This window comes from Pseudoroseicyclus aestuarii, from assembly GCF_003217255.1.
In the GTDB taxonomy this organism is placed as follows: domain Bacteria; phylum Pseudomonadota; class Alphaproteobacteria; order Rhodobacterales; family Rhodobacteraceae; genus Pseudoroseicyclus; species Pseudoroseicyclus aestuarii.
This window is the reverse complement of record NZ_QJTE01000003.1, coordinates 63,979-86,646: the sequence shown is the minus strand read 5'-3', so window position 1 is coordinate 86,646 and position 22,668 is coordinate 63,979. Positions and strand designations below refer to the sequence as shown.

The window sequence follows — 22,668 nt, the reverse complement described above, 5'->3', positions numbered from 1 at the left end:
CCGAGCACGATGGACAAGCCCGGGCCCGGCAGGATCGCCGTCATCGGCGCCGACGGTTTCGTCGGGCGCCGCACCGTGGCCGAGGCGCGCGCCGCGGGGCATGCGGTGCTCGCCTGCATCGGGGCGCAGGCCCCCGAAGGCTGGGCCGGAGATCCCGGCATCACCCTCGTCGCGCGCGGCACCACACCCCTGCCCTTGCCCGGATGCGATGCGCTGATCCATGCCGCCCCGCCCGGGCCCGAGGCAGGCCTTGGCCCGCTGCGGGCGGCGCTGGACGCGGGCGCGGCAAAGGGGGCGCGACTGGTGCTGCTGGGCTCGCTGGTGGTGCTCGCCTCCGGCCTCGCGCCGGGCCGGGTGATCGACGAATCCGCGCCGCTCGAAAGCCGGCCCGAAAGGCGCAGCGCGCATACCCGCGCAAGGCTGGCGCAGGAGGCCGAGGCCCGGCAGGCCGCGGAGCGTGGCGGCGTGCCGCTGCGAATCCTGCGGGCGGGCGCGATCTACGGCCCCGGTCACCTCTGGAACGATCACCTCGGCATCGGCGCGCGCGGGCTGCTGCTGGGGCCGCGCCACGACGGGGAGCTGCCGCTGGCCTGGGTCGGCCATGTCGCGCAGGCGCTGGTCTTGGCCGCCACCCGGCCGATGGCGGCGGCGGTCGAGGTGATCCACGTCGTCGACGACGATCTGCCGACGCGGGCGCGGTTCCTCGCGGCGCTGGCCCTGCCGCCGAGGCGGCTGCCGATGCCATGGCGCATTCCGCCCGCCGCCGCGCGGGCGCTGCGCCCGCTGCGGCGGGGACAGGGCGAGCTCCTGCGTCCGGCGGAGCTGCGGGCGCGGCTGATGCCGCTGCGCTACGACAACAGCCGGCTGCACGCGCTCGGCTGGCAGCCGCAGATCAGTTTCGAGGCGGCGATGGCGCAGGCGCAGCGGGACTGAGCGGCCCCCTTGAACGGCCAACGGCGCCCCGAGGGGCGCCGCTGGACCGAAGGAACGAGGGTGACTGGGGGATCAGTGGCCGGTGGCGCGGGTGACGACGCCGACGGTCCGGCTCATGATGGCCAGATCGGTCCGCAGCGACAGGCCCTCGGCATAGGCGGTATCGAAGAGCGCCCGCTCGGCGAAGCTGCTGTCGTTGCGATCGGAGACCTGCCACAGGCCGGTCACACCGGGGCGCAGGTCGTAATAGGCCTCGCCGGGGTAGAGCGAGCGCTGCGAGGGCATCATCGGCCGCGGGCCGACGATGGACATGTCGCCCAGGAGCACGTTCAGGAACTGCGGCAGCTCGTCGACCGAGCTGCGGCGCAGCAGGCGGCCCAGCCGCGTGATCCGCGGATCGTTGCGCAGCTTCTGGTGATGGTCCCATTCGGCCCGTGCCTCGGGATCGGAGGCCAGATGCGCCTCGAGCACTTCCTCGGCATGGGGGACCATGGTGCGCAGCTTGTACATGCGGAACAGGCGGCCGCCCCGACCCACCCGCTTCTGGATGAAGAAGGGCGAATGCCCATCGGTCGACAGGATCGGCAGCAGCACCAGCATGATCGCGAAGACCGGCACCGCCACAATCAGGACAAGAATGATGTCCAGAATACGCTTGCCCACGGAACTGTAGGCATCGGAGGCGTCGCCTTCGGTGCGCGGCCGGATCTCACCGCCCCCCTGGCAATAGGCCAGAAGGTCGGAGACAGCCGCATTGGCCAGCGGGCGGTCGGTTCGAGCAGTCATCTAAACGTTCCTTAACTTCACGCGCCGCGCACTGCGGCCCGAGCCCTCTTAAAAGTCGGCAGTCCCGGTTCCCGAGACCGCCTTGATCTGCCCCATGTCGCTGACTAGCGCCGGCTTCGCGGCCCGGTCAACTCGCGAAGCGCCATCTTGTGGTCACGATGTGCCCCCGCCTTGCCGCTTCACCGCCCAGCAACGCACACCAGTATGACATCGTTTCAACATTTTTCGGATTTGTGCCGTGGTCGCCCAGGGCCCCCTCTGCCCCATACAAGGCGGCCCTATTAGTCTGTTATTAATCGGATTTCGCTACATTGCCCCTCTGTGCAGGACGAAAACCGGACGACAGGACGGTGTCATACTGCGCGAGCGGCAGGCCGAATAAGGCCACCTTTGGCGCGAAATTGGACGGAATGAGGCAACCGTGTGTCGCTGCACCGCGGCATAGGAGGAACACCGCTCAAAGGCGATTTTCCCGGCGGATTGTTTCCCGCAGCGGCAATCGGTGGACGGTTGCCCGTCCTGAGCCCCGCCCAGAGCGGCGAATCGAGCGCCCCCCTCCTGCTGCGCCTGCATCCCCGCCCGGCCGCATAGCGTCGCGCCCGTGCTGGACAGAAGGCCCGCCCGCGCTTAGATCGGGCCGATGGCGAAAGACAGCACCTCAGACAACTACAAGGTCGTGGCCGAGAACCGGCGCGCGCGCTTCGACTATGCCATCGAGGAGGACGTCGAGGCCGGCATCGTTCTTGCCGGCTCCGAGGTGAAGTCCCTGCGCGAGGGGCAGGCCGGCATCGCCGAGAGCTATGCCTCGGTCGAGAACGGGGAGCTGTGGCTGACCAACAGCTATATCGCCCCCTACGAGCCCGCGCGCACCTGGGGCCACGAGGAACGGCGCCGCCGCAAGCTGCTGGTCAGCAAGCGGCAGCTGTCGCGGATGTGGAACGCCACCCAGCGTGAGGGGATGACCCTCGTGCCGCTGGTGCTCTATTTCAACGACCGCGGGATGGTGAAGATCAAGATCGCCACCGCCAAGGGCAAGAAGGTCGCCGACAAGCGCGCGACCGAGGCCAAGCGCGACTGGAACCGCCAGAAGCAGCGCCTTCTCAAGGAGCACGGCTGACCCGTGCGTCAGCTTGCGGCCCGCCCGCTCCAAGGATACCCAAGCGCGACTAGCCCCTTACCGGAAGGCCCCGCATGGCGAGCTCGGAGACGCTGGACGATCCGCAGACCCTCGTATCGACTCACTGGCTGATGGACAGGATCGAGGATCCGGGCCTTAGGATTCTCGACGCCTCCTGGTATCTGCCGGACATGGGCCGCGACGCGCGGGCGGAGTTTGCCGCCAGCCATATCCCGGGCGCCCGCTTCTTCGACATCGACGACGTCTCGGACCACCGCTCCGACCTGCCGCACATGATGCCCCCGGTCGAGAAATACGTCAGCCGCATGCGCGCGCTGGGGATTGGCGACGGGATGCAGGTGGTGGTCTACGACGGGATGGGCCTGTTCTCGGCCGCGCGGGTCTGGTGGATGATGCGCCACATGGGGCACCGCGCCGTCGCCGTCCTCGACGGTGGCCTGCCGAAATGGACCGCCGAGGGGCGGCCCGTGACCGATGCCCAGACCTCCGTCACACCGCGCCACCTGATCGCCCGCCGCGAGCCGGCCCTGCTGGCCGAGGTCACCGATGTCGCCCGCGCCGCCAAGCTGGGCGACAGCGTCATCGTCGATGCCCGCCCGCCCGAGCGGTTCCGCGGCGAGGTGACGGAGCCGCGGCCCGGCGTCCGCTCCGGCCATATCCCGCGCGCCCGCAACCTCTTCTTCCGCGAAGTGCTGCAGCCCGACGGCACGATGAAGCCCGCGCCCGAGCTGCGGCGCGCCTTCGAGGCGGCAGGGGTCGATCTGGACCGCCCGGTAATCACCAGCTGCGGCTCGGGCGTGACGGCGGCAATCCTGTCGCTGGCGCTCGAGAGGATCGGCAAGACCGACCACGCGCTTTACGACGGCTCCTGGTCTGAATGGGGCACCTTCACGGACCTGCCGGTCGAAACCGGCCCCGCGTCCACGCAAAGCCGGGGAGAGGCCTGAATGTTCGACCGCCTGCAAGAGCCCGCCAGCGACAAGATCATCGCCCTGATGGCAGAATACCGCGCCGATCCGCGCGCGCAGAAGCTGGACCTCGGCGTCGGGGTCTACCGCGACGAAAGCGGCGCCACGCCGATCATGGGTGCCGTCCGGGCCGCCGGCGCGCGCCTGCAGGACAGCGAGACGACCAAGGCCTATACCGGCCTTGCCGGCGATCCGGCCTTCCTTCAGGCCATCTCGCGGCTGGTGCTGGGCGACAGCGTGCCGCTGGACCGCACCGCCGCGGCCGCGGCGCCCGGCGGAACCGGCGCGCTGCATCAGGCCTTCGCGCTGATCCGCAGCGCCGCGCCGGACTGCACGCTCTGGCTGCCCGATCCGACATGGCCGAACCACCTGTCGCTGATCGCGCACCAGGGGCTGACCCATGCCACCTACCGCTACTTCGACGCCGCCACCGGCGCCGTCGACATGGCCGGGCTGATGGAGGATTTGCAGCAGGCCGCGCCGGGCGACGTGGTGCTGCTGCACGGCTGCTGCCACAACCCGACGGGCGCCGATCCTATGCCCTCCGAATGGGACGAGATCGCGGCGATGCTGCGCGCCCGGCAACTGATCCCGCTGGTCGACCTGGCCTACCAGGGCTTCGGCGACGGGATCGAGGCGGATGCCTCCGCCGTGCGCATGCTCGCCTCGACGCTGGACGAGGTGCTGATCGCCGCCAGCGGATCGAAGAGCTTCGGCCTCTATCGCGACCGGGTCGGCGCGCTGCTGGCTGTGGCCCGCGATCCTGCCGAGGCGGAGCGGACGGGAAAGGTGCTGACCGCGCTGAACCGCGTCACCTATTCCTTCCCGCCCGATCACGGGGCGCGGCTGGTGCAGACGGTGCTGGACGATCCCGCGCTGCGCGCCGACTGGGAAGAGGAGCTGGGGCGGATGCGCCTGCGCATCCTCGCCCTGCGCGAGGCGCTGGCGGCAGAGCTGCGGCGGCTGACGAATTCGGACCGCTTCGACTTCCTGCTGCGCCATCGCGGCATGTTCTCGCGCCTGCCGGCCGAGCCCGCCCAGGTCGCCCGCCTGCGCGAGGAGCACGGCATCTACATGACCGGCGACGGCCGCATCAACATCGCCGGTCTGGGCGAGGCGGCGGTCCCCCTTCTGGCCCGGGCGATCGTTGAAACCGGCCTCTGACCCGCCCCACTCCATCGCTCATCCCGCTCTGACGCGCCGCGTCGCGAAACTTTTACCGGTTTCCGCCGTTTGCCCGTCAAGAGAGCCTTGGCGCCTTCGCCCCCTCGCCCGTCGTCCCCGCCCCGGGGCACGCCCGGCAGGACCGGAGCTTGGCCCCCCAAGCGGCTCAGCGGATCAACGATGGAGGCCCAGATGGCCAACGACACGACAGAGAAGATGGAGCAGCGCGCCAAGCAAGCCGCTGATGATGCTCGTCACGGTGCCGCCGAAATGGCCGATGCCGCACGCGAGCGTGTCGGCGAGATGGCCTCCGAGGCGCGCCAGAAGGCCTGGGACTACGGCCGCGACACGAAGAACGACGTGGCTTCCGAGACCTCGAAGGTCGCCGAAGCGCTGCGCAAGGCCGCTGACGACCTGCATGCCGGCTCTCCGCAGGAGAAGCTGATCGCCCGCGCCGCCGACGGCATCGCCGACGGCGCCGAAGCGCTGCGGGAGATGGAGCTGGACGAGATCGCCCACGAGGTGAACGATTTCGCCCGTCGCAACCCGATCGGCTTCCTCGGCGGTGCGGCGCTGCTCGGCTTTGCTGCCGCGCGTTTCGTGAAATCCTCGGCGCGCCGAGCCGATTACGACCGTCACGACGACGTCGACCGCCCCGCCCCGAGCGAGCGGCATTTCGACAGCGCGGCCCCCGGTGCACCGACCTCGCCCGCCAGCCCCGCCGCGCGCCCTGCCGCGACGACGCCCGGCACGGCGACCCCCGGTGGGACCGGCACCAAGGCGCCCGGTGGCTTCGATCAGGCCAGCACCGGCGGCACGGGCCGCACCAGCTCCGTCAAGGACTGACCCATGGCCGAGACAACGACAGAGCCTCACAAGAGCACGACCTCCCTGCTGGGCGACGTGATGACGCACGTCAGCCACCTCGTCCGCGGTGAGATCGACCTCGCCAAGGCCGAGGCCAAGCGCAGCGCCACCCGCGCCGCAGCCGGCATCGCCATGCTGGTGATCGGCGTGGTCCTGTCGCTCGTGGCCCTCAACGTTCTCGCCGCTGCGCTCGTCGCCGCGATCGCCGTCTGGTTCACGCTGAGCACCGGCTGGGCCTCACTGATCGTCGGTGTCGTCCTGCTGATCGTGGTGGCCATTCTGGTCAGCGTCGGCATCGGGCGCCTGAAGTCCGCCTTCCAGACCCCGCAGCGCAGCGTGAACAGCATCAAGGACGACGCCAGAGTCGTCAAAGGAGCACTGAAATGACCTACGATACCCGTTCCCCCGAAGAGATCGAACGCGAGATCGCCACGGAGCGGTCGCAGCTTCGCAGCACCATCGACGACCTGCAGGAGCGTTTCTCGCTGGACGGCGTGATGCGCAACGTCACCGACAGCGTGACCGAGAACAGCACCGAGATCGGTCTGGCCGTCACACGCGTCGTGCAGCGCAACCCGCTGGCCTTCGGTCTTGCGGCTGGCGGTCTGGCCTGGCTCGCGATCAGCAATGCCCGCGCCTCGGACGACGAGCGTCTTGCCGGCTACGAGGGCGGCTACGGCGCCCGCGGCCCGATCGGCGATCCCTACCTCGACCGCAAGTACGGCACCAACAAGCTGAACGAGCCGCGCGACCCGATCCCCGCAGGCCGCCCCGGCCCGAACGCCGGTATGCGCACCAGCTACGTCGGCGACGATGGCGAGGCCTCGATCTGGGCCCGTACCCGCGCCCGTGTCAGCAACGCCGCAGGTAGCCTGCGCGACCGCGCCGGTCATGCCGCCGACGATGTCCGCGACCGCGCTGGCCGCGCCTCGGACAGCGCCAAGGCCGGTTATGCCGAGGCCCGCGACGGTGCCGAAGGCTACTACGCCCGCGCCAGCCGCTCGGCCCGCAGCCGTGCCGACAGCGCCCGCGTCAGCGCCCGCCAGCTGCGTGACCGCCTGCACGAGGGCACGCATGACCTGAGCGAAGAGGCCCGCAAGCGCGTGATCGCCGCCCGCACCTCGGCCTACGAGGCGCAGGTGAAGGCCGAGTACTACGCCCGCCGCAGCCGCGAGACGGCCTCGGGCTTCTACAACGACCAGCCTCTGGTCGTCGGCGCCATCGCCATGGCCATCGGCGCCGCGGCCGGCAGCGTGCTGCCCCGCAGCCAGCGCGAGGACGCCTACTTCGGCGCCTATAGCGACGAGCTGATGGATGAGGCCTACCGCATCTGGGAAGAAGAGCGCGCCAAGCTGGGCGACGTCGCCAGCGCCACAGCCGAAGAGGCCAAGCATCAGGCGCATGATCTGGCCAAGACGATGGAGGCCGACCTCAAGGACGCCGCCTCCGACGTCGAAGGCAAGGCCCGCGAGGCGGTGAACGAGACCGCCAAGACGGCCGAGAGCGAAGCCAAGAAGAAAGACATCGGCGGCAGCGCCACCTGATCTTCTTCTACGCTTGCACGATCAAGGGCGTCCCTTCGGGGGCGCCCTTTTTGCGTGGCCCGGCGGCTGTGGGACGTCCTGCAGCCCCCCCCGGCATCCCGCTGCCGCGCCTATCGCCAAAGCAAAAGGGCGCCCGGAGGCGCCCTTCGCAACTTCAGTATGGGGCCTGTCAGCCCTTGGCGAACTCGGGATAGGCCTCCATGCCGAGGTCGGCCATGTCGAGGCCCATGACTTCGTCCTCTTCCGAGACCCGGATGCCCATCAGCGCGCGCAGCACGACCCAGACGATCAGCGAGACCACGAAGACGAAGACGCCGACGATCACGATGGAGATGAACTGACCCCACAGCGTCGCGTCGGGGTTCGACAGGCAGACGGCCAGCGTGCCCCAGATGCCGCAGAAGAGGTGCACCGGGATGGCGCCGACGACGTCGTCGATCTTCAGCTTGTCCAGCATCGGCACCGCGAAGACCACGATCACGCCGCCGATCATGCCGATCAGCGTGGCGCCGCCCAGCGTCGGGAACAGCGGCTCGGCCGTGATCGAGACGAGGCCGGCGAGGGCACCGTTCAGCACCATGGTCAGGTCGGGCTTGCCGTACATGATCTGCGACACGATCAGCGCCGCGATGGCACCACCCGCCGCAGCGGCGTTGGTGTTGGCGAAGATGCGGCTGACGTCGGCGACATCGCCCACGGTGCCCATCGCCAGCTGCGAGCCGCCGTTAAAGCCGAACCAGCCCAGCCACAGGATGAAGGTGCCGAGCGTCGCCAGCGTCAGGTTCGAGCCGACGAAGGGCATGACCCGGCCGTCGCGGTACTTGCCGATGCGCGGGCCCAGGATGATGGCCCCCGCAAGCGCCGCCCAGCCACCGACCGAGTGCACGACCGTCGAGCCGGCGAAGTCGAGGAAGCCGAACTGCGTGTCGAGGAAGCCACCGCCCCATTTCCAGCTGGCCTGGATCGGGTAGATCAGCGCCGTCAGGACGATGGTGAAGATCAGGAACGGCCAAAGCTTGATGCGCTCGGCCAGCGTGCCCGAGACGATCGAGGCGGTGGTCGCGCAGAACATCAGCTGGAAGAAGAAGTCCGAGCCGGTGGAGGCATAGCCGTAGTCGTCCGCCGCATCGCGGCCCACGCCCACGCCCTCAAGAACCGCCACGCCGAAGGCGCCGAGATAACCGCCGGTCTCGTCCGCGCCGATCGACCAGTTCCCCAGCGGATACATCAGGTTGTAGCCGATCAGGTAGTAGAAGATCGCCGCGAGGCTGAAGAGCGCGATGTTCTTCATGCACTGCATGGCGACGTTCTTCGACCGCACGAGGCCCGCCTCGAGCATGGCAAAGCCCGCGGCCATCCACATCACGAGGAAGCCGCCGATCAGGAAGAGCAGCGAGTTGAAGATGAAGACGCTGTCGGTCGAGGCGGCGGTGCCGATCTCCGAGGGGTTTTCCTCGGGGGCGACGGCCTCCACCGCGTCGCCCGCGGCATCGGCTGCGGCTTCGCCGGTGGCCTCAATCGCGTCGCCGGTGTCTTCGACGGTCTCTTCGACCGCCTCGCTGGTGTCCTGAGCCATGAGCGGGGTTCCCGTCACGGCGAAGCTGACCCCGAGCGTCAGCATCAGCGCCGCGATCAGGAGTTTGAATGGGTTCATGCGTTGCACTGTTTCGTGTCCCTCTTGCGCCCGCGCTTACAGAGCGTCGTCGTTGATTTCGCCGGTACGCACCCGCAGGGCGCTTTCGACATCGAGGACGAAGACCTTGCCGTCGCCGATCTTCTCGGTCTTTGCCGTGGTGCCGATGGTGCTGACGACCTGTTCGGCCAAGGCATCGGGCACCACGATCTCGAGCTTCACCTTCGGCACGAAGTTCACGGCGTATTCGGCGCCGCGATAGATCTCGGTGTGACCGGACTGAGAGCCGAAGCCCTTGATCTCCGTCACCATCATGCCGCGCACCCCGATGGAGGTGAGCGCCTCGCGCACCTCCTCGAGCTTGAACGGCTTGATCGTTGCGATGATGAGTTTCACGTCGTCCCCCTTGTGGCCGCAGTTCCAGAGGCATGGCCGCTGCCGCACCCCGTCCTTGCCGATGCAAGCCAAGGGCGTTCCCGCACAACAAGCCTCTGCCCCGGCGACAGCTGCCAAAAGCGCAGACAATTGCACAATTTTTGCACAGAAAGGCGTTCACGCTTAATTCATAAGCAGCGTGAGAAGGCGAAACTTCGCTTGCCGGGGCGCTCTACAAGCCGGGGCGGCTGCGCTATGGTCGCGACAAAAGAGGCCGGCGCCAACCGGCCGCAGCTTGGACGGGCAGCGCGATGAGTTCAGACCGAGGCAGGAAATCCACCCTGGTGGCAGAGCGCCGTTATGCCGGCGGCGAGAGCGGCTCCGGCGGCTCGGGCGGGGGCAAGCCACCCCGCAAGCCCCGGCGGGACAAGGCCCCGCGCCGGCGTCCGCAGCGCAAGCGGCCCACCGGGCCGCTGGGATGGCTATCGGCCCTCATCGGCGGCACGCTGCGGATGGTGATCCGCGTCGTCTGGGGCATCGGCTGGCGCTTTGGCCTCGCCTGCGCGATCATCATCGGCCTCGGCGTCGGCTATTATGCCGCGCAGCTTCCGCCCGTCTCCGACCTCGTCGATGGCCGGGCCCGCGGCTCCGTCACGCTGCTGGACCGCGACGATGCGACCTTCGCCTGGCGCGGAGAGCAGTTCGGCGGGATGATCCGCGCCTCCGAGGTCTCGCCCAACCTGCGCAACGCCGTCGTCGCCACCGAGGACCGGCGCTTCTACATGCACCCGGGCGTCGATCCCATCGGCATCGCCAGCGCGATCAAGATCAACGTCTCCGAGGGGCGCAGCCCGCTCTCCGGCAACGGCGGCTCCACCATCACGCAGCAGACCGCCAAGCTGCTGTGCCTGGGCCGGCCCTACGTCGAATCGGAGTGGGAGAGCGAGACCGCCTACGAGGCCGACTGCCGCCGCACCACCCTGTGGCGCAAGGCGCAGGAGGCCGTCTACGCGATGGCGATGGAGCTGCGCTACACCAAGGAAGAGATCCTGACGATCTACCTCAACCGCGCCTACCTCGGCAGCGGCACCCGCGGCTTCGAGGCGGCGGCGCAGCAGTACTTCGGCCATGGCGCCGAGGCCGTCAGCCCCGCCGAGGGCGCGATGCTGGCCGGCCTTCTCAAGGCGCCGACGACCTATGCGCCGACCAACAACCTCGCGCGCAGCCAGGGGCGCGCCAACATCATCGTCGGGTTGATGGAGGCGCAGGACTTCCTCACCCCCGCCGAAGCGGAAGAGGCGCGCGCCAATCCCGCCCAGCTCAGCCAGGCGGCCTCGGCCCGCACGGGCGGCTATTTCGCCGACTGGGTGATGGACAGCGGGCCGGAGTTCTTCACCCGCGACACCACCGAGGACGTGATCATCCGCACCACGCTGGACCAGCGCATCCAGAAGGCCGCCGAGGACGCGCTGACCGATGTCTTCGAGACGCGAATCGCCGAAGGATCCGAGGCGCAGGCCGCCATCGTGGTGATGAGCGCGGATGGCGCGGTGCGCGGCATGGTCGGCGGGCGCAACGTGCGCGCCTCGGGCGTGTTCAACCGCGCAACGCAGGCGCTGCGGCAGACCGGATCGGCCTTCAAGCCCTTCGTCTATGCCGCCGCGCTCGATCTGGGGATGCGGCCCTTCGACCTCGTGGACGACAGCCCGCTGACGATCAACATCCCCGGCTCCGGCTCCTACACGCCCGACAACTACGACCACGAGTTCAAGGGCATGGTCACGCTGACCCAGGCCCTTGCCGAAAGCCGGAACATCCCGGCGATCCGCATCTCGGAGCATGTCGGGCGCGAGAACGTGCGCACCGTCGCCTCGCAGTTCGGCATCCAGAGCGATCTGGCCGCCGGCCCGGCGCTGGCCCTCGGCGCCTCGGCCTCGACCCTGCTCGAGATGACGGGCGCCTATGCCGGCATCCTGAACGGCGGCAGCTCGGTCACGCCCTACGGCCTCGTGGACCTGCGCCTGCAGGGCGAGGAGCAGCCGCTGATGGGCACCGGCGGCGGCATGGGCGAGCGGGTGATCCGCGAAGAGGCCGCCGAGGAACTGATCTGGATGATGTCGCGCGTCGTGGCCGAAGGCACCGGCACGCGCGCCCGGATCGACGGCTGGGAGGTGGCGGGCAAGACCGGCACCACCAACGGCGCGCGCGACGCCTGGTTCGTGGGCTTTGCCGGCAATTACGTCGCCGGCGTCTGGATGGGCTACGACGACAACACGCCCCTGACCGGCGTCACGGGCGGCGGCCTGCCCGCCGATATCTGGCACGAGACCATGGTGCGCGTGCTCGAGGGGCAGCAGGTGACCCCGCTGCCGATGCGCACGCCCGGCGCCGGCTCGGGCGAGATGATCGCCTCGGGCGACATCCAGACCGGCCCGCTGCCCGCCACCGACCAACTGATCCAGAGCACCCTGGACGAAATCCTGAACGGCGCCGCCGACTGACGGCAGGCGCCGTCCTTAAGGGCCTGTTCAGCATGCGGGCGCATGTGTAACAAAAGGCCCTGCAAGCCCGCCAAAGGCGGGCCGGGCAGCTTGCGGGAGGATCACGCAGCCATGCGCGACGCGGCAGCAATCGGCGCCAGGGAACTGCGCGCCGTCCGGGCGGAAAGCCGGTACCTCTACTGGAGTGTGGCGGCCTTCAGCTTTGCCGTGAACCTGCTGATGCTGACCGGCCCCTTCTACATGCTGAACGTCTATGACCGCGTGCTGGGATCGCGCAGCGTCGAGACGCTGATCGCGCTGACCGTGCTGGTCGTGTTCCTTTACGCGATGATGGGCCTTCTGGACCTGATCCGCGGCCGGGTGATGTCGCGCATCGCCGCCCGATTCCAGGCACGGCTTGACCGGCGGGTCTTCTCGGCGGCGCTGCGCGCCTCCTCGGGCGGCGGGGCGGAATCCTCGGCCACCGCGCAGCGCGACCTCGAGACGGTGCAGCGGCTGCTGTCCTCGCCGGCGCTGATGTCGGCCTTCGACCTGCCCTTCGCGCCGCTGTTCTTCTTCGGCATCTTCCTGTTCCACCCCGCGCTCGGCATCCTCGGCCTCGTCGGGGCGGCGATCCTTGTGGCGCTGGCCATCGGCAACCAGTTGATGTCGAAGGGCGCGCTTGAGCAGGCCAGCCGCAGCAGCTTCGCCTCCGAACAGCTGGGCAGCCAGATCCGCATCGGCTCTGACATGGTGCAGGCGCTGGGGATGCGCGGCGCCGCCTTCAGCCGCTGGCAGCAGGCGCGCGGCGCCTCGCTCGACAGCACCATCGCCGCGACCGACACCACCGGCTCCTTCACCTCGATCATCAAGGCCTTCCGCCTGCTGCTGCAGTCGGGGATGCTGGGCCTCGGCGCGCTGCTGGTGCTGGAAGGGCAGATGACCGCCGGCGCGATGATCGCGGGTTCGATCCTGCTGGGCCGCGCCCTTGCGCCGATCGAGCAGATCGTCGGGCAATGGGCCCTGTTCCAGCGCGCCCGCGAGGGTTGGGGCCGTCTCGCCCGCCTGCTGGGCGAGCAGCCCCCCGAAGAGGCGCGCACCGCCCTGCCCCGCCCCGCCGCCAGGCTGAGCGTCGAGCAGCTGACCATCGTGCCGCCCGGCCAGCAGCAGGCCTCGCTCCGGCTGGTCAGCTTCCTGCTCTCGCCCGGCGAGGCGATGGGCGTGATCGGCCCCTCGGGCGCCGGCAAGACCACGCTCGCCCGCGCGCTGACGGGGCTGTGGCGCCCCGCGGGCGGCAAGGTGCGGCTCGATGGCGCCGCGCTCGACCAGTACGAGCCGGACGTGCTGGGCAGCTACATCGGCTACCTGCCGCAGCAGGTCGCGCTTTTCGACGGCACGATCCGCGACAACATCGCTCGCATGGCGAGCGAGCCCGACGACGAAGAGGTCGTGCGTGCCGCGCAGGCCGCCGATGCGCATGACATGATCCTCAAGCTGCCCGACGGCTACGACACCCGCGTCACCGCCGCAGGCGGGCGCCTGTCGGGCGGGCAGGTGCAGCGCGTCGGGCTGGCGCGGGCCCTTTACGGCAAGCCGGTCCTGCTGGTGCTGGACGAGCCGAACTCCAACCTCGACAACGACGGCAGCAAGGCGCTGAATCAGGCGATCCGGTCCTTCAAGGCCGAGGGCAACTGCGTGATCATCATGGCGCACCGCCCCTCTGCGATCCAGGAATGTGACCTTCTGCTGATGCTCGAACAGGGCGCCCGCCGCGCCTTCGGCCCCAAGGACGAGGTGCTGCGCGAAATGGTCCGCAATCACGAACAGATCGCGGGCGGCTCTGCCGCCGGGGGCGTGACATGAGCGCGCGCGAGGGTCGCGGCCAGAACCGCAAGCCCGCCGGCCTTCCGGCGAAACGCGGCGGCGCCGGCACCCCGGCCCGCCGCGGCAGCGCGCGCCCGCCCGCCACCGTGACCTCGCAGCAGGCCACCGGAGAGGCCGAGGACACGAGCCGCCGCTGGTCCGCCAAGGGCCCGGTGACCGCAGGCCTTCTGGGCCTTTTGCTGCTGGTCGGCGGCTTCGGCGGCTGGGCCGCCCTGTCCGAGATCACCGGCGCCGTCATCGCCTCGGGCCGGATCGAGGTGGAGCGTAACCGTCAGGTCGTGCAGCACCCCGACGGCGGCGTCGTCGAGGAGGTCCTCGTGACCGAGGGCGATACCGTCGCGGCCGGGGACCTTCTGATCCGCCTCGAGGGAGAGGCGCTGCGCAGCGAGCTTGCCGTCGTCGAGGGCCAGCTCCTCGAGGTGCTGGCCCGCCGCGGCCGCCTCGAGGCGGAGCGCGACGATGCCGATGAGATCGTCTTCCCGGCCCTTCTGCTGGAGACCGAGAACCCTGTCGCGGCCGAGTTGATGGAGGGTCAGCGCCGGCTCTTCGAGGCGCGGCAGGAAAGCGAGGCCCAGCAGGGCGAGCAACTGGCCCGCCAGAGCGAGCAGATCGGCAACCAGATCGAGGGCTTCGAATCGCAGCAGCAGGCGATCGCGACGCAGCTCGACCTGCTGGAGGACGAGCGCAGCGACCAGCAAAGCCTGCTCGACCGCGGGCTGGCGCAGGCGGCCCGCGTCTCGGCCCTGCAGCGCGAGGCGGCGAACCTCTCGGGCACCGCCGGAGAGCTTACCGCCTCGGCGGCGGAGGCCCGCAGCCGCATCACCGAGATCGAGATCCAGCGCCTGCGCCTGGGATCCGAGCGGCGCGAACAGGCGATCAGCATGCTGCGCGACCTGCAGTTCAACGAGATCGAGCTGAGCGAGCGGCGCCGCACCCTGATGAGCCAGATCGAGCGGCTGGACATCCGCGCCCCCGTCGCCGGCGCCGTCTATGGCCTGCAGGTCTTTGGCTCGCAATCCGTCGTCTCGCCAGCAGAGCCGGTGCTCTACATCGTGCCGCAGGACCGGCCGTTGGTGATCACCGCGCAGGTGGCGCCGACCGACATCGACCAGATCCGGGTCGATCAGGTCGTCTCCCTGCGCTTCTCCGCCTTCGACCAGCGCACCACGCCCGAGCTTTTCGGCCATGTGACGCAGATCTCGGCCGATGCCTTCACCGAAGAGGGCAGCCGCGTCAGCTACTACCGCGCCGAGATCGCCCTCGACGAGGGGCAGATCGAGCGGATGCCCGAGAGCTTCACCCTGATCCCCGGCATGCCGGTCGAGGCCTTCCTGCGGACCGACAGCCGCTCTCCGCTGGCCTACCTGATCAAGCCCTTCACCGACTATTTCGCCAAGGCCTTCCGCGAGACCTGAGGGCAGGGCGCCGGCCCCTTCCGCCCCCCGACCTTTGCCGTTAGCCTCCGCGCGAACGCCAAACACAGGAGGGCAGCATGGCCCTGGACATCGACGCGAAACTGGCCGAGCTGGGCCTGAGCCTGCCGGAAACCACCGCCCCCGCCGCGAACTACGTGCCCCACGTGAAGGCCGGCGACACGCTCTACGTCTCGGGCCAGATCTCGGCCGGCCCCGAGGGGCTGGTGACCGGTGTGCTGGGCGACGACCTCGATGTCGAAGGCGGCGCCGCTGCCGCGCGGCTTTGCGGCCTCAGCCTGCTGGCGCAGGTGAAGTCGGCCCTCGGCGGCGACTGGTCGCGCCTCGAGCAGGTGGTCAAGCTGACGATCTTCGTCGCCTCCGCCCCCGGATTCACCGACCAGCCCAAGGTCGGCAACGGCTGCTCCGACCTGCTGGTCGAGGTGCTGGGCGATGCCGGGCGCCACGCCCGTTCTGCCGTCGGCGTGGCGGCGCTGCCGCTGGGCGTCGCGGTCGAGGTCGAAGGCATCTTCCGGGTCAAGTGATGCAGGCGCCCGCCCTGCCCGAGGGCTTCCTGACCCGCCCCGTGGCGCATCGCGCGCTGCACGGGCCGGGGCTGCCGGAAAACTCCCTCGCCGCGGCGCGCGCCGCCGTGGCCGGGGGATACGGCATCGAGATCGACCTGCAGCCCTCCTCTGACGGGGTGCCGATGGTCTTTCACGACGAGACGCTGGACCGGATAACCGCGTCCAGCGGCCCGGTCAGCGCCCGCAGCGCCGAGGCGCTGCAGGCCCTGACGCTGAAGGGCGGCGAGGAGGGGATCCCGACCCTCGCGCAGATGCTGGAGGTGGTGGCCGGGCGCGTGCCGCTGCTGGTCGAGATCAAGGACCGGGACGGCGCGCTCGGCCCCGATATCGGCCCGCTGGAAGAGGCGGCGGCCAAGGTGCTGGCCGGTTACGACGGCCCGCTCGCGGTGATGTCCTTCAACCCGCACTCTGTCCTGCGCATGGCGCAGCTGCTGCCGGGCACCCCGCGCGGCATCACCAGCTGCGCCTATACCGGCGACTACTGGCAGGGCATCCCGCAGGACCGGCTGGAGGGGCTGCGCGCCATCTCGGGCTATGCGCCCGCCGGATGCAGCTTCGTCAGCCACGAGTGGCGCGACCTTGCCAGCCCGCGCATCGCCGCGCTGCGCGAGGCCGGCGCCGCGATCCTGTGCTGGACGCTGCGCGATGCGGCGGATGATGCGGAAGCCCGCACCATCGCCGACAATGTCACGTTCGAGGGATACGCGGCGTAAGCGCGCTTGACTGTCGCCGCGAAGGGGCCACCTTCGCGGCGATGACCGACACCGTCGAGATCGCCGTTCACGGCAGCCTCTCCGAGATACCGCCCGAGGACTGGGACGCCTGCGCCTGCCCCGAGGCGGCTGATGGCGGACGGCCCATCGACCCCTTCACCACCCACCGCTTCCTCAGCGCCATCGAGGAGTCGGGCAGCACCGGACGCCGCAGCGGCTGGCAGCCGCAGTACCTCGTGGCGCGGCAGGACGGGCTGGTGATCGGCGTGGCGCCGCTTTACGCCAAGGGCCACAGCCAGGGCGAATACGTCTTCGATCACAGCTGGGCCCATGCCTTCGAGAGCGCGGGCGGCGACTACTACCCCAAGCTGCAGATCGCCGTGCCCTTTACCCCGGTCACTGGCCGGCGCTTCCTGACCCGCCCGGGACACGAGGTCGCGGGCATGGGCGCGCTGGTGCAGGGCGCCGTGCAGCTGACCGCGAACAACGGTCTCAGCTCGCTCCACGCCACCTTCTGCACCGAGGCCGAGGCGCTGGCCGGCGCCGAGATGGGCCTGCTGCACCGCGCCGGCCAGCAGTACCACTGGCACGACGAAGGCTATGGCGACTTCGACGGCTTCCTCGCCGCGCTGTCCTCGCGCAAGCGGAAGACGATCCGCAAGGAGCGCGAGGGCGCGGCGGATTTCGGTGGCCGCATCCTGTGCCTGACCGGCGACGATTTGGAGCCGCGGCACTGGGACGCGATGTGGGCCTTCTACCAGGACACCGGGCGGCGCAAATGGGGGACGCCCTACCTCAGCCGGGCCTTCTTCGACATCGCCGCCGAGCGGCTGAAGGACGACGTGCTGATGATCCTCGCCGAGGCTGAGGACGGCGCGCTGATCGCGGGTGCGCTGAACCTGATCGGGCGCGACACGCTCTATGGCCGCTACTGGGGCCAGACCCGCCACGTCCCCTTCCTGCATTTCGAGCTGTGCTATTACCGCGCCATCGACTGGGCGCTGGCGCATGGGCTGACCCGGGTCGAGGCCGGCGCGCAGGGCGAGCACAAGCTGGCGCGCGGCTACCTGCCCACCGTGACCCATTCGCTGCACTGGATCGCCGAGCCGCAGTTCCGCGACGCGGTCGAGCGCTTCGTCGAGGCCGAGCGCGCCGCCGTCACCGAGGAGGTCGAGGTGCTGACCAGCTACGGCCCCTTCCGCAAGGTGCAGATGGACGACCAGGACTGATCCGGCGCCTGCCCGGGCGTTGATCCCCGTCCCGGATTGGTCCACTTCATGAGATGTCGTCCGGGAGAGCCGGGCGGCGCATGTAGAGCGGCGGGCACCGGGCACGGCAAGCGCGGCTCGCTTGAGCGATTAACGAGGCGGCCGAGGACCAGATGGACCAGATACTGAACACGCAGATCGCGAACGGCACCACGATTGGCGATCTTCTGACCCTGCAATTCCTGGCTTCGATCCTCGGCAATGTGCTGACGGCGATCCTGATCCTGGTGGTCGGCTTCATCCTTGCCGGCTGGGTCAAGCGCCGCATCCAGGGCATCAGCGACCGGGACGCCCGCCTCGACAAGACGCTTTTCACCTTCCTGGGCGGCATCGTCTGGTACGTGATCATCGGCCTTGCGCTGCTGATCGTGCTGAACACCTTCGGCGTGCAGACGACCTCCATCGTGGCGATGGTCGGTGCTGCCGGCCTTGCCGTCGGCCTCGCGCTGCAGGGCACGCTGTCGAACGTCGCGGCGGGGGTGATGATCATCCTCTTCCGCCCCTTCAAGATGGGCGATTTCGTCGTGGTCGACGGGCAGATGGGCACCGTGAAGAACATCACGCTGAACTTCACCGAGCTGGCGAGCCTGCAGAACATCCAGATCATCGTCCCGAACTCGAACGTCTGGGGCAATGTGATGACCAGCTACTCGGCCTATCCCGACCGCCGCGTGCAATGGGAGTTCGGCGTCGCCTACGGCAGCGACCTGCAGCTGGCGCGCGACACGATCCTGAACACGATCATGGCCGACCCGCGGGCGCGGGCCCAGCCCGAGCCCTTCATCCAGGTCACCGCGCTCAACGATTTCTCGGTCGATTTCATGGTGCGCGTCTGGTGCGCCAACGACGATGCCTGGGGCTTCCAGACCGACTGCACCCGCGCGGTGAAGGAGGCGCTGGACAAGGCCGGGATCGAGATCCCCTTCCCCACGCGCACGCTCTTCGCCCAGCCGGTGGGCGACGCGGCGCCGCAGCCGCTTTCGGCCAGCCACCCGCTGGGCGCCGCCGAGCGGCGCAGCAGCGACAGCTGACCCCGGCTTGAGGGGGGAGCCGGGCGGCGCGGGCATCGAGCCCCCGCCGCCCGGCCCGCGCCTGTGGCGCGGCGCCGGCCTCAGGCCTCGGCGCCCATCGCCTCAAGCATGCTCTCGCCGCCTGAGATGTCGCAGGTGCCGGGGCTGTCGCCCTCGTTCAGGATGGTCACCACGCCGTCCTCGGCCAGCAGGGCATAGCGCTGCGAGCGGTTGAAAAGGCCGGCGGCGGGGGCGGTGAACTCTCGCCCCATGGCGCGGGCGAAATCACCCGAGGGATCGGCCAGCATCGTCAGGCCCGCCGCCGCGGCGCCCGTCGCCTCGGCCCAGGCGGCCACAACGAAGGGGTCGTTGACGGAAACGCAGATGATCTCGCCCACCCCGGCCTCGCGCAGGGCGGGGGCGCTGCGGATGAAGCTGGGCACATGGGCGGTGCTGCAGGTGCCGGTGAAGGCGCCGGGCAGGCCGAAGAGGACGACCTTGCGCGCCGAGATCAGCGCCGCCAGCGAGACCGTCTCGGGCCCATCCTGGCCCAGCCGCATCAGCGGAACCTCGGGAAGCCGGTCGCCGGGTTGAAGTGTCATGTCGCCCTCGTGCATTGCGTGATCCTGCCGGGATAGTATCCTGCCGCGCAGCCGAAAGAAGGGCCTTCAATGGAACATGTCGTCGTCGTCGGGGCAGGACAGGCCGGCGCAGCCCTCGTGGCGAAGCTGCGCGGCGAAGGCTTCGCCGGGCGCATCACCCTGATCGGCGCCGAAGCTGTTCCGCCCTACCAGCGTCCGCCCCTCTCCAAGGCCTACCTGCTGGGCGAGATGGAGGAAGAGCGGCTCTACCTGCGGCCCGAGCGCTACTACGCCGAGGCTGGCATCGACCTGCACCTCGGCCAGCGCGCCGAGGCCATCGATGCGGGCGCGCGCGAGGTGCTGCTGCAGGACGGCAGCCGGATCGGCTACGACAGGCTCGCGCTGACCACCGGCGGGGCGCCGCGGCGGCTGCCGGAGGCGATGGGCGGCGGGCTCGAGGGGGTTCTGGCTATGCGCGATCTGGCGGATGCCGATGCGCTGGCGCCGCGGCTGACCCCCGGCGCACGGGTGCTGGTGATCGGCGGCGGCTACATCGGCCTCGAGGCGGCAGCGGTCTGCGCGCGCAAGGGGCTGCAGGTCACGCTGATCGAGGCGGGGGAGCGTATCCTGGGCCGCGTCGCGGCGCCGGTGACGGCGGATTACTTCCGCGCCCTGCACCGCGCCCATGGCGTCGATATCCGCGAGGGCACGGGCCTTGCCCGCCTGACCGGTGAGACCCGCGTGACGGGGGCCGAACTGGCCGACGGCACCCGGCTCGAGGCGGATTTCGCCGTCGTCGGCATCGGCATCGATCCCGGGACGCATCTGGCCGAGACTGCGGGCCTCGCGCTGGAGAACGGCATCCGTTGCGACATCCATTGCCGCACCAGCGACGAGGCGATCTGGGCCGCCGGGGACTGCGCCTCGCATCCCTTCTACGCCGACCGCATCCGGCTCGAGAGTGTCGGCGGCGCCATCGCCATGGCCGAGCATGCGGCGCTGAACATCCTCGGCCGGGGGGTGGAGTACAAGCCGAAGCCCTGGTTCTGGTCGGATCAATACGACGTCAAGCTGCAGATCGCGGGGCTGAACCACGGCTGGACGGCGGTGCATGTCCGCCCCGGCCCCAGCGCGCGGCAGCAGAGCCACTGGTACTACAGGGGAGAGCGGCTGATCGCCGTCGATGCGCTGAACGACAGCCGCGCCTACATGGTCGGCAAGCGGCTGATCGAGGCCAGCATCTCGCCGCGGCCCGGGACCGCCTGCGATCCTTCGGTCGACCTCAAGGCGCTGCTGAGCACATGAGGATCATCGGCGGAGAGAACCGCGGGCTGACGCTGGCCTCGGTCGGCAAGGGCGATCCGGGCGCGCATCTGCGCCCCACCACCGACCGGGTGCGCGAATCCATCTTCAACATGCTGCTGGGCGGGCGCTATGGCGATCCGGTAACCGGGGCTCGGGTGCTTGACCTCTTTGCCGGGACCGGCGCGCTGGGCCTCGAGGCGCTGTCGCGCGGCGCGGCAAGCGCTGTCTTCATCGACAGCGGGCGCCCGGCGCAGAAGCTCCTGCGCGAGAACATCGCCAAGACCGGCCGGCAAGACCAGAGCGCCTGCCTCTCGGTCGATATCCGGCGCCTGCCCCCGGCCCCGGCCCCGGCAGAGCTGATCTTCCTCGATCCGCCCTACGGCGCAGGGCTGGGCCCATCGGCACTGGCCGCGGCGCAAGCCGGCGGCTGGATCGCGCTGGGCGCTCTTATCCTCTGCGAGGAGGCGGAGGTGGTGACCCCGCCGGGCGGCCTGACCCTGCTCGACACGCGGCGCTACGGCGATACCGTTCTGACGGTGCTGCGGGCAGAGGGCTGAGGCATGACCCTATCGCCCGAGATCGAACGGCCCGAGGATCAGCCGATCCGCACAGGGCTGCGCCTCGCCGATTTCCCGCATGGCGCCGCGCGGGCAAGGCTGATGCGGCGGGCGCAGCCGCGCGGGGCGCAGGCGCTCGCACCGCTGGTCACGATGGCGATCTTTCTCCTGGGCGGCGCGCTCTGGATCGGCCTTTTCGGGATGGACCTGCTGAGCCTGCCGGTGCTGTCGGCCATCGCCCTCGCCCTTGTCGCGCAGGCCGGCGGCATCGGCGTCCTGCGCCTGCAGGCGGCACAGCTGGCGTCGCGGATCAAGGAGGCTCCCTATCGCCAGGTCGAGGAGACGATCACCATCGGCCCCGAGGGGATAAACCGCGAGGGCCGGCTGATCCCCTGGCGGCTGATCACGGATGTGGTCGAGATGCCGGGCCACACCCTCGCCCTCCTCTCTCCGCTCGAGACGATACCCCTGCCCCACGCGGGGCTCGAGGATGGCGTGACGCCGGAGGCTCTGAGGGAGCGGATCGCCCGATGGCGCGCGGCCTCGTAGATCCGGGGCGTGCCGCCGCAGACACAGCCGCCCTCGGACCCGCCCTGACCTCGAGGCGTCAGCCCCAGGTCGGGTGGAAGCGCCCGCCGGGCGAGAGGGTGAAGACCTCCGCGCCCTGGGCGGTGATGCCGATGGAATGCTCGAACTGCGCCGAAAGCGACTTGTCGCGGGTCACGGCGGTCCAGTCGTCGGCGAGGACCTTGGTGTCGGGGCGGCCCAGGTTCACCATCGGCTCGATGGTGAAGAACATCCCCTCTTCCAGCGTCGGGCCGGTGCCGGGGCGGCCGTAGTGCAGCACGTTCGGCGGGGCGTGGAACACGCGGCCCAGCCCGTGGCCGCAGAAATCGCGCACCACCGACATGCCCTGCTCCTCGACGTAGGTCTGAATGGCCGCGCCGATGTCGCCGAAGGTATTGCCGGGCCGCGCCGCCTCGATCCCCAGCATCAGGGAATCGTGGGTAACCTGCAGCAGCCGCTCGGCCTTCCGGCCCAGCTTGCCAGCGACATACATGCGGCTGGTATCGCCGTACCAGCCATCGACGATCACCGTGACGTCGATATTCAGGATATCGCCGTCCTTCAGCTTCTTGTCGCCGGGAATGCCGTGGCAGACGACGTGGTTCACGCTGATGCAGGAGGCGTGCTGATAGCCCTTGTAGCCGATGGTGGCGCTGGTGGCGCCCGCACCCTCGACCATTTTGGTGATCAGGCGGTCGATCTCGGCGGTGCGCTGGCCCACGGTCACATGCTCGGCGATGTCGTCGAGGATCTGCGCGGCGAGGCGCCCCGCCTTGTTCATCCCCGCGAAATCAGCGGCCTCGTGGATCCGGATACCGTCCCGGGTCAGTCGTCCCTTGCGCTCGTCCACCGTGCTGTCCACCGTGCCTTCCTTTCGTCCATGGCTTCACATAGGC

22 protein-coding genes are annotated in these 22,668 nt (G+C 69.8%); 17 read left to right on the top strand and 5 right to left on the bottom strand.

Annotated features, from left to right (window positions below; translation table 11 throughout):
* Positions 1-9 precede the first annotated feature (9 nt).
* Entirely contained in the window at positions 10-933 is a 924-nt protein-coding gene (locus DFP88_RS09670; protein WP_110814293.1) for an NAD-dependent epimerase/dehydratase family protein, read from the top strand.
* Between the two features lie 72 nt (positions 934-1,005).
* Here DFP88_RS09670 and DFP88_RS09665 read toward each other — a convergent pair whose 3' ends face one another.
* The gene (locus DFP88_RS09665) at positions 1,006-1,719 is read right to left on the bottom strand and encodes a sugar transferase (protein ID WP_110814292.1); all 714 of its coding nucleotides are present in this window, start codon (positions 1,717-1,719) and stop codon (positions 1,006-1,008) included.
* Between the two features lie 640 nt (positions 1,720-2,359).
* Between DFP88_RS09665 and smpB the strand changes: the two genes are divergently transcribed.
* The 6 genes from smpB (at position 2,360) to DFP88_RS09635 (ending at position 7,400) form a co-directional block, all read left to right on the top strand.
* Positions 2,360-2,836, top strand: coding sequence for an SsrA-binding protein SmpB (gene smpB, locus DFP88_RS09660; protein ID WP_110814291.1), 477 nt, complete (start codon positions 2,360-2,362; stop codon positions 2,834-2,836).
* Between the two features lie 74 nt (positions 2,837-2,910).
* The gene (gene sseA / locus DFP88_RS09655) at positions 2,911-3,804 is read left to right on the top strand and encodes a 3-mercaptopyruvate sulfurtransferase (protein ID WP_110814290.1); all 894 of its coding nucleotides are present in this window, start codon (positions 2,911-2,913) and stop codon (positions 3,802-3,804) included.
* Entirely contained in the window at positions 3,805-4,989 is a 1,185-nt protein-coding gene (locus DFP88_RS09650) for an amino acid aminotransferase (protein WP_110814289.1), read from the top strand.
* A 192-nt stretch (positions 4,990-5,181) separates the two neighbouring features.
* Complete coding sequence (locus tag DFP88_RS17035) at positions 5,182-5,835, top strand: hypothetical protein (RefSeq protein ID WP_181418611.1); 654 nt, start codon at positions 5,182-5,184, stop codon at positions 5,833-5,835.
* Positions 5,836-5,838: 3 nt separating this feature from the next.
* Positions 5,839-6,243: a phage holin family protein gene (locus tag DFP88_RS09640; protein ID WP_110814288.1), complete on the top strand. Its 405-nt coding sequence runs from the start codon at positions 5,839-5,841 to the stop codon at positions 6,241-6,243.
* Positions 6,240-7,400 (top strand): DUF3618 domain-containing protein, encoded by a 1,161-nt coding sequence (locus DFP88_RS09635; RefSeq protein ID WP_110814287.1) that lies wholly within the window; start codon positions 6,240-6,242, stop codon positions 7,398-7,400. Before DFP88_RS09640 ends, DFP88_RS09635 begins: the two co-directional genes overlap by 4 nt.
* Positions 7,401-7,569: 169 nt before the next feature.
* Here DFP88_RS09635 and amt read toward each other — a convergent pair whose 3' ends face one another.
* Both amt and DFP88_RS09625 read right to left on the bottom strand, forming a co-directional pair.
* Positions 7,570-9,054, bottom strand: a complete 1,485-nt coding sequence (gene amt / locus DFP88_RS09630) for an ammonium transporter (RefSeq protein ID WP_245904765.1) — start codon at positions 9,052-9,054, stop codon at positions 7,570-7,572.
* Between the two features lie 36 nt (positions 9,055-9,090).
* Positions 9,091-9,429, bottom strand: a complete 339-nt coding sequence (locus tag DFP88_RS09625) for a P-II family nitrogen regulator (protein ID WP_110814286.1) — start codon at positions 9,427-9,429, stop codon at positions 9,091-9,093.
* Positions 9,430-9,719: 290 nt separating this feature from the next.
* Between DFP88_RS09625 and DFP88_RS09620 the strand changes: the two genes are divergently transcribed.
* The 7 genes from DFP88_RS09620 (at position 9,720) to DFP88_RS09590 (ending at position 18,783) form a co-directional block, all read left to right on the top strand.
* Positions 9,720-11,909, top strand: a complete 2,190-nt coding sequence (locus DFP88_RS09620) for a transglycosylase domain-containing protein (protein ID WP_110814285.1) — start codon at positions 9,720-9,722, stop codon at positions 11,907-11,909.
* A 111-nt stretch (positions 11,910-12,020) separates the two neighbouring features.
* Positions 12,021-13,751: a type I secretion system permease/ATPase gene (locus DFP88_RS09615; RefSeq protein WP_110814284.1), complete on the top strand. Its 1,731-nt coding sequence runs from the start codon at positions 12,021-12,023 to the stop codon at positions 13,749-13,751.
* The gene (locus DFP88_RS09610; RefSeq protein WP_110814283.1) at positions 13,748-15,187 is read left to right on the top strand and encodes an HlyD family type I secretion periplasmic adaptor subunit; all 1,440 of its coding nucleotides are present in this window, start codon (positions 13,748-13,750) and stop codon (positions 15,185-15,187) included. Before DFP88_RS09615 ends, DFP88_RS09610 begins: the two co-directional genes overlap by 4 nt.
* A gap of 77 nt (positions 15,188-15,264) precedes the next feature.
* On the top strand, positions 15,265-15,729 hold the full coding sequence (locus DFP88_RS09605; protein ID WP_110814282.1) for a RidA family protein: 465 nt from the start codon (positions 15,265-15,267) through the stop codon (positions 15,727-15,729).
* Entirely contained in the window at positions 15,729-16,484 is a 756-nt protein-coding gene (locus tag DFP88_RS09600) for a glycerophosphodiester phosphodiesterase family protein (RefSeq protein WP_110814281.1), read from the top strand. The genes DFP88_RS09605 and DFP88_RS09600 overlap by 1 nt, the downstream gene beginning before the upstream one ends.
* A 41-nt stretch (positions 16,485-16,525) precedes the next feature.
* Positions 16,526-17,713 (top strand): GNAT family N-acetyltransferase, encoded by a 1,188-nt coding sequence (locus tag DFP88_RS09595; protein WP_110814280.1) that lies wholly within the window; start codon positions 16,526-16,528, stop codon positions 17,711-17,713.
* Between the two features lie 152 nt (positions 17,714-17,865).
* Positions 17,866-18,783 carry a mechanosensitive ion channel family protein gene (locus DFP88_RS09590; protein WP_110814279.1) on the top strand — a complete coding sequence of 306 codons (918 nt, stop codon included), beginning with the start codon at positions 17,866-17,868 and terminating at the stop codon, positions 18,781-18,783.
* 80 nt (positions 18,784-18,863) lie between these two features.
* Here DFP88_RS09590 and DFP88_RS09585 read toward each other — a convergent pair whose 3' ends face one another.
* Positions 18,864-19,364, bottom strand: coding sequence for a peroxiredoxin (locus tag DFP88_RS09585; protein WP_110814770.1), 501 nt, complete (start codon positions 19,362-19,364; stop codon positions 18,864-18,866).
* Between the two features lie 69 nt (positions 19,365-19,433).
* Here DFP88_RS09585 and DFP88_RS09580 point away from each other — a divergent pair, with 69 nt between their 5' ends.
* Genes DFP88_RS09580 through DFP88_RS09570 form a run of 3 tightly spaced genes read left to right on the top strand, consistent with a single transcriptional unit; the run spans position 19,434 to position 21,754 of the window.
* Entirely contained in the window at positions 19,434-20,648 is a 1,215-nt protein-coding gene (locus DFP88_RS09580) for an NAD(P)/FAD-dependent oxidoreductase (protein ID WP_110814278.1), read from the top strand.
* On the top strand, positions 20,645-21,205 hold the full coding sequence (rsmD, locus tag DFP88_RS09575; RefSeq protein ID WP_110814277.1) for a 16S rRNA (guanine(966)-N(2))-methyltransferase RsmD: 561 nt from the start codon (positions 20,645-20,647) through the stop codon (positions 21,203-21,205). The genes DFP88_RS09580 and rsmD overlap by 4 nt, the downstream gene beginning before the upstream one ends.
* Before the next feature lie 3 nt (positions 21,206-21,208).
* The gene (locus tag DFP88_RS09570) at positions 21,209-21,754 is read left to right on the top strand and encodes a hypothetical protein (protein WP_110814276.1); all 546 of its coding nucleotides are present in this window, start codon (positions 21,209-21,211) and stop codon (positions 21,752-21,754) included.
* Between the two features lie 58 nt (positions 21,755-21,812).
* Here the strand turns inward: DFP88_RS09570 and map are convergent, their stop codons facing one another.
* Positions 21,813-22,634, bottom strand: a complete 822-nt coding sequence (gene map, locus DFP88_RS09565; RefSeq protein ID WP_425450827.1) for a type I methionyl aminopeptidase — start codon at positions 22,632-22,634, stop codon at positions 21,813-21,815.
* Between the last annotated feature and the right edge of the window lie 34 nt (positions 22,635-22,668).

What these genes read in the sequence shown, in the direction of transcription:
- DFP88_RS09620 (WP_110814285.1), top strand. Translation starts at nt 9,720, where the DNA reads ATGAGTTCAGACCGAGGCAGGAAATCCACCCTGGTGGCAGAGCGCCGT.
- sseA (WP_110814290.1), top strand. Translation starts at nt 2,911, where the DNA reads ATGGCGAGCTCGGAGACGCTGGACGATCCGCAGACCCTCGTATCGACT.
- DFP88_RS09640 (WP_110814288.1), top strand. Translation starts at nt 5,839, where the DNA reads ATGGCCGAGACAACGACAGAGCCTCACAAGAGCACGACCTCCCTGCTG.
- DFP88_RS09610 (WP_110814283.1), top strand. Translation starts at nt 13,748, where the DNA reads ATGAGCGCGCGCGAGGGTCGCGGCCAGAACCGCAAGCCCGCCGGCCTT.
- DFP88_RS09595 (WP_110814280.1), top strand. Translation starts at nt 16,526, where the DNA reads ATGACCGACACCGTCGAGATCGCCGTTCACGGCAGCCTCTCCGAGATA.
- DFP88_RS09670 (WP_110814293.1), top strand. Translation starts at nt 10, where the DNA reads ATGGACAAGCCCGGGCCCGGCAGGATCGCCGTCATCGGCGCCGACGGT.
- DFP88_RS09605 (WP_110814282.1), top strand. Translation starts at nt 15,265, where the DNA reads ATGGCCCTGGACATCGACGCGAAACTGGCCGAGCTGGGCCTGAGCCTG.
- DFP88_RS09635 (WP_110814287.1), top strand. Translation starts at nt 6,240, where the DNA reads ATGACCTACGATACCCGTTCCCCCGAAGAGATCGAACGCGAGATCGCC.
- DFP88_RS09570 (WP_110814276.1), top strand. Translation starts at nt 21,209, where the DNA reads ATGACCCTATCGCCCGAGATCGAACGGCCCGAGGATCAGCCGATCCGC.
- rsmD (WP_110814277.1), top strand. Translation starts at nt 20,645, where the DNA reads ATGAGGATCATCGGCGGAGAGAACCGCGGGCTGACGCTGGCCTCGGTC.
- DFP88_RS09585 (WP_110814770.1), bottom strand. Translation starts at nt 19,364, where the DNA reads ATGACACTTCAACCCGGCGACCGGCTTCCCGAGGTTCCGCTGATGCGG.
- DFP88_RS09590 (WP_110814279.1), top strand. Translation starts at nt 17,866, where the DNA reads ATGGACCAGATACTGAACACGCAGATCGCGAACGGCACCACGATTGGC.
- amt (WP_245904765.1), bottom strand. Translation starts at nt 9,054, where the DNA reads ATGAACCCATTCAAACTCCTGATCGCGGCGCTGATGCTGACGCTCGGG.
- DFP88_RS09665 (WP_110814292.1), bottom strand. Translation starts at nt 1,719, where the DNA reads ATGACTGCTCGAACCGACCGCCCGCTGGCCAATGCGGCTGTCTCCGAC.
- smpB (WP_110814291.1), top strand. Translation starts at nt 2,360, where the DNA reads ATGGCGAAAGACAGCACCTCAGACAACTACAAGGTCGTGGCCGAGAAC.
- DFP88_RS17035 (WP_181418611.1), top strand. Translation starts at nt 5,182, where the DNA reads ATGGCCAACGACACGACAGAGAAGATGGAGCAGCGCGCCAAGCAAGCC.
- DFP88_RS09615 (WP_110814284.1), top strand. Translation starts at nt 12,021, where the DNA reads ATGCGCGACGCGGCAGCAATCGGCGCCAGGGAACTGCGCGCCGTCCGG.
- DFP88_RS09650 (WP_110814289.1), top strand. Translation starts at nt 3,805, where the DNA reads ATGTTCGACCGCCTGCAAGAGCCCGCCAGCGACAAGATCATCGCCCTG.
- DFP88_RS09600 (WP_110814281.1), top strand. Translation starts at nt 15,729, where the DNA reads ATGCAGGCGCCCGCCCTGCCCGAGGGCTTCCTGACCCGCCCCGTGGCG.
- DFP88_RS09580 (WP_110814278.1), top strand. Translation starts at nt 19,434, where the DNA reads ATGGAACATGTCGTCGTCGTCGGGGCAGGACAGGCCGGCGCAGCCCTC.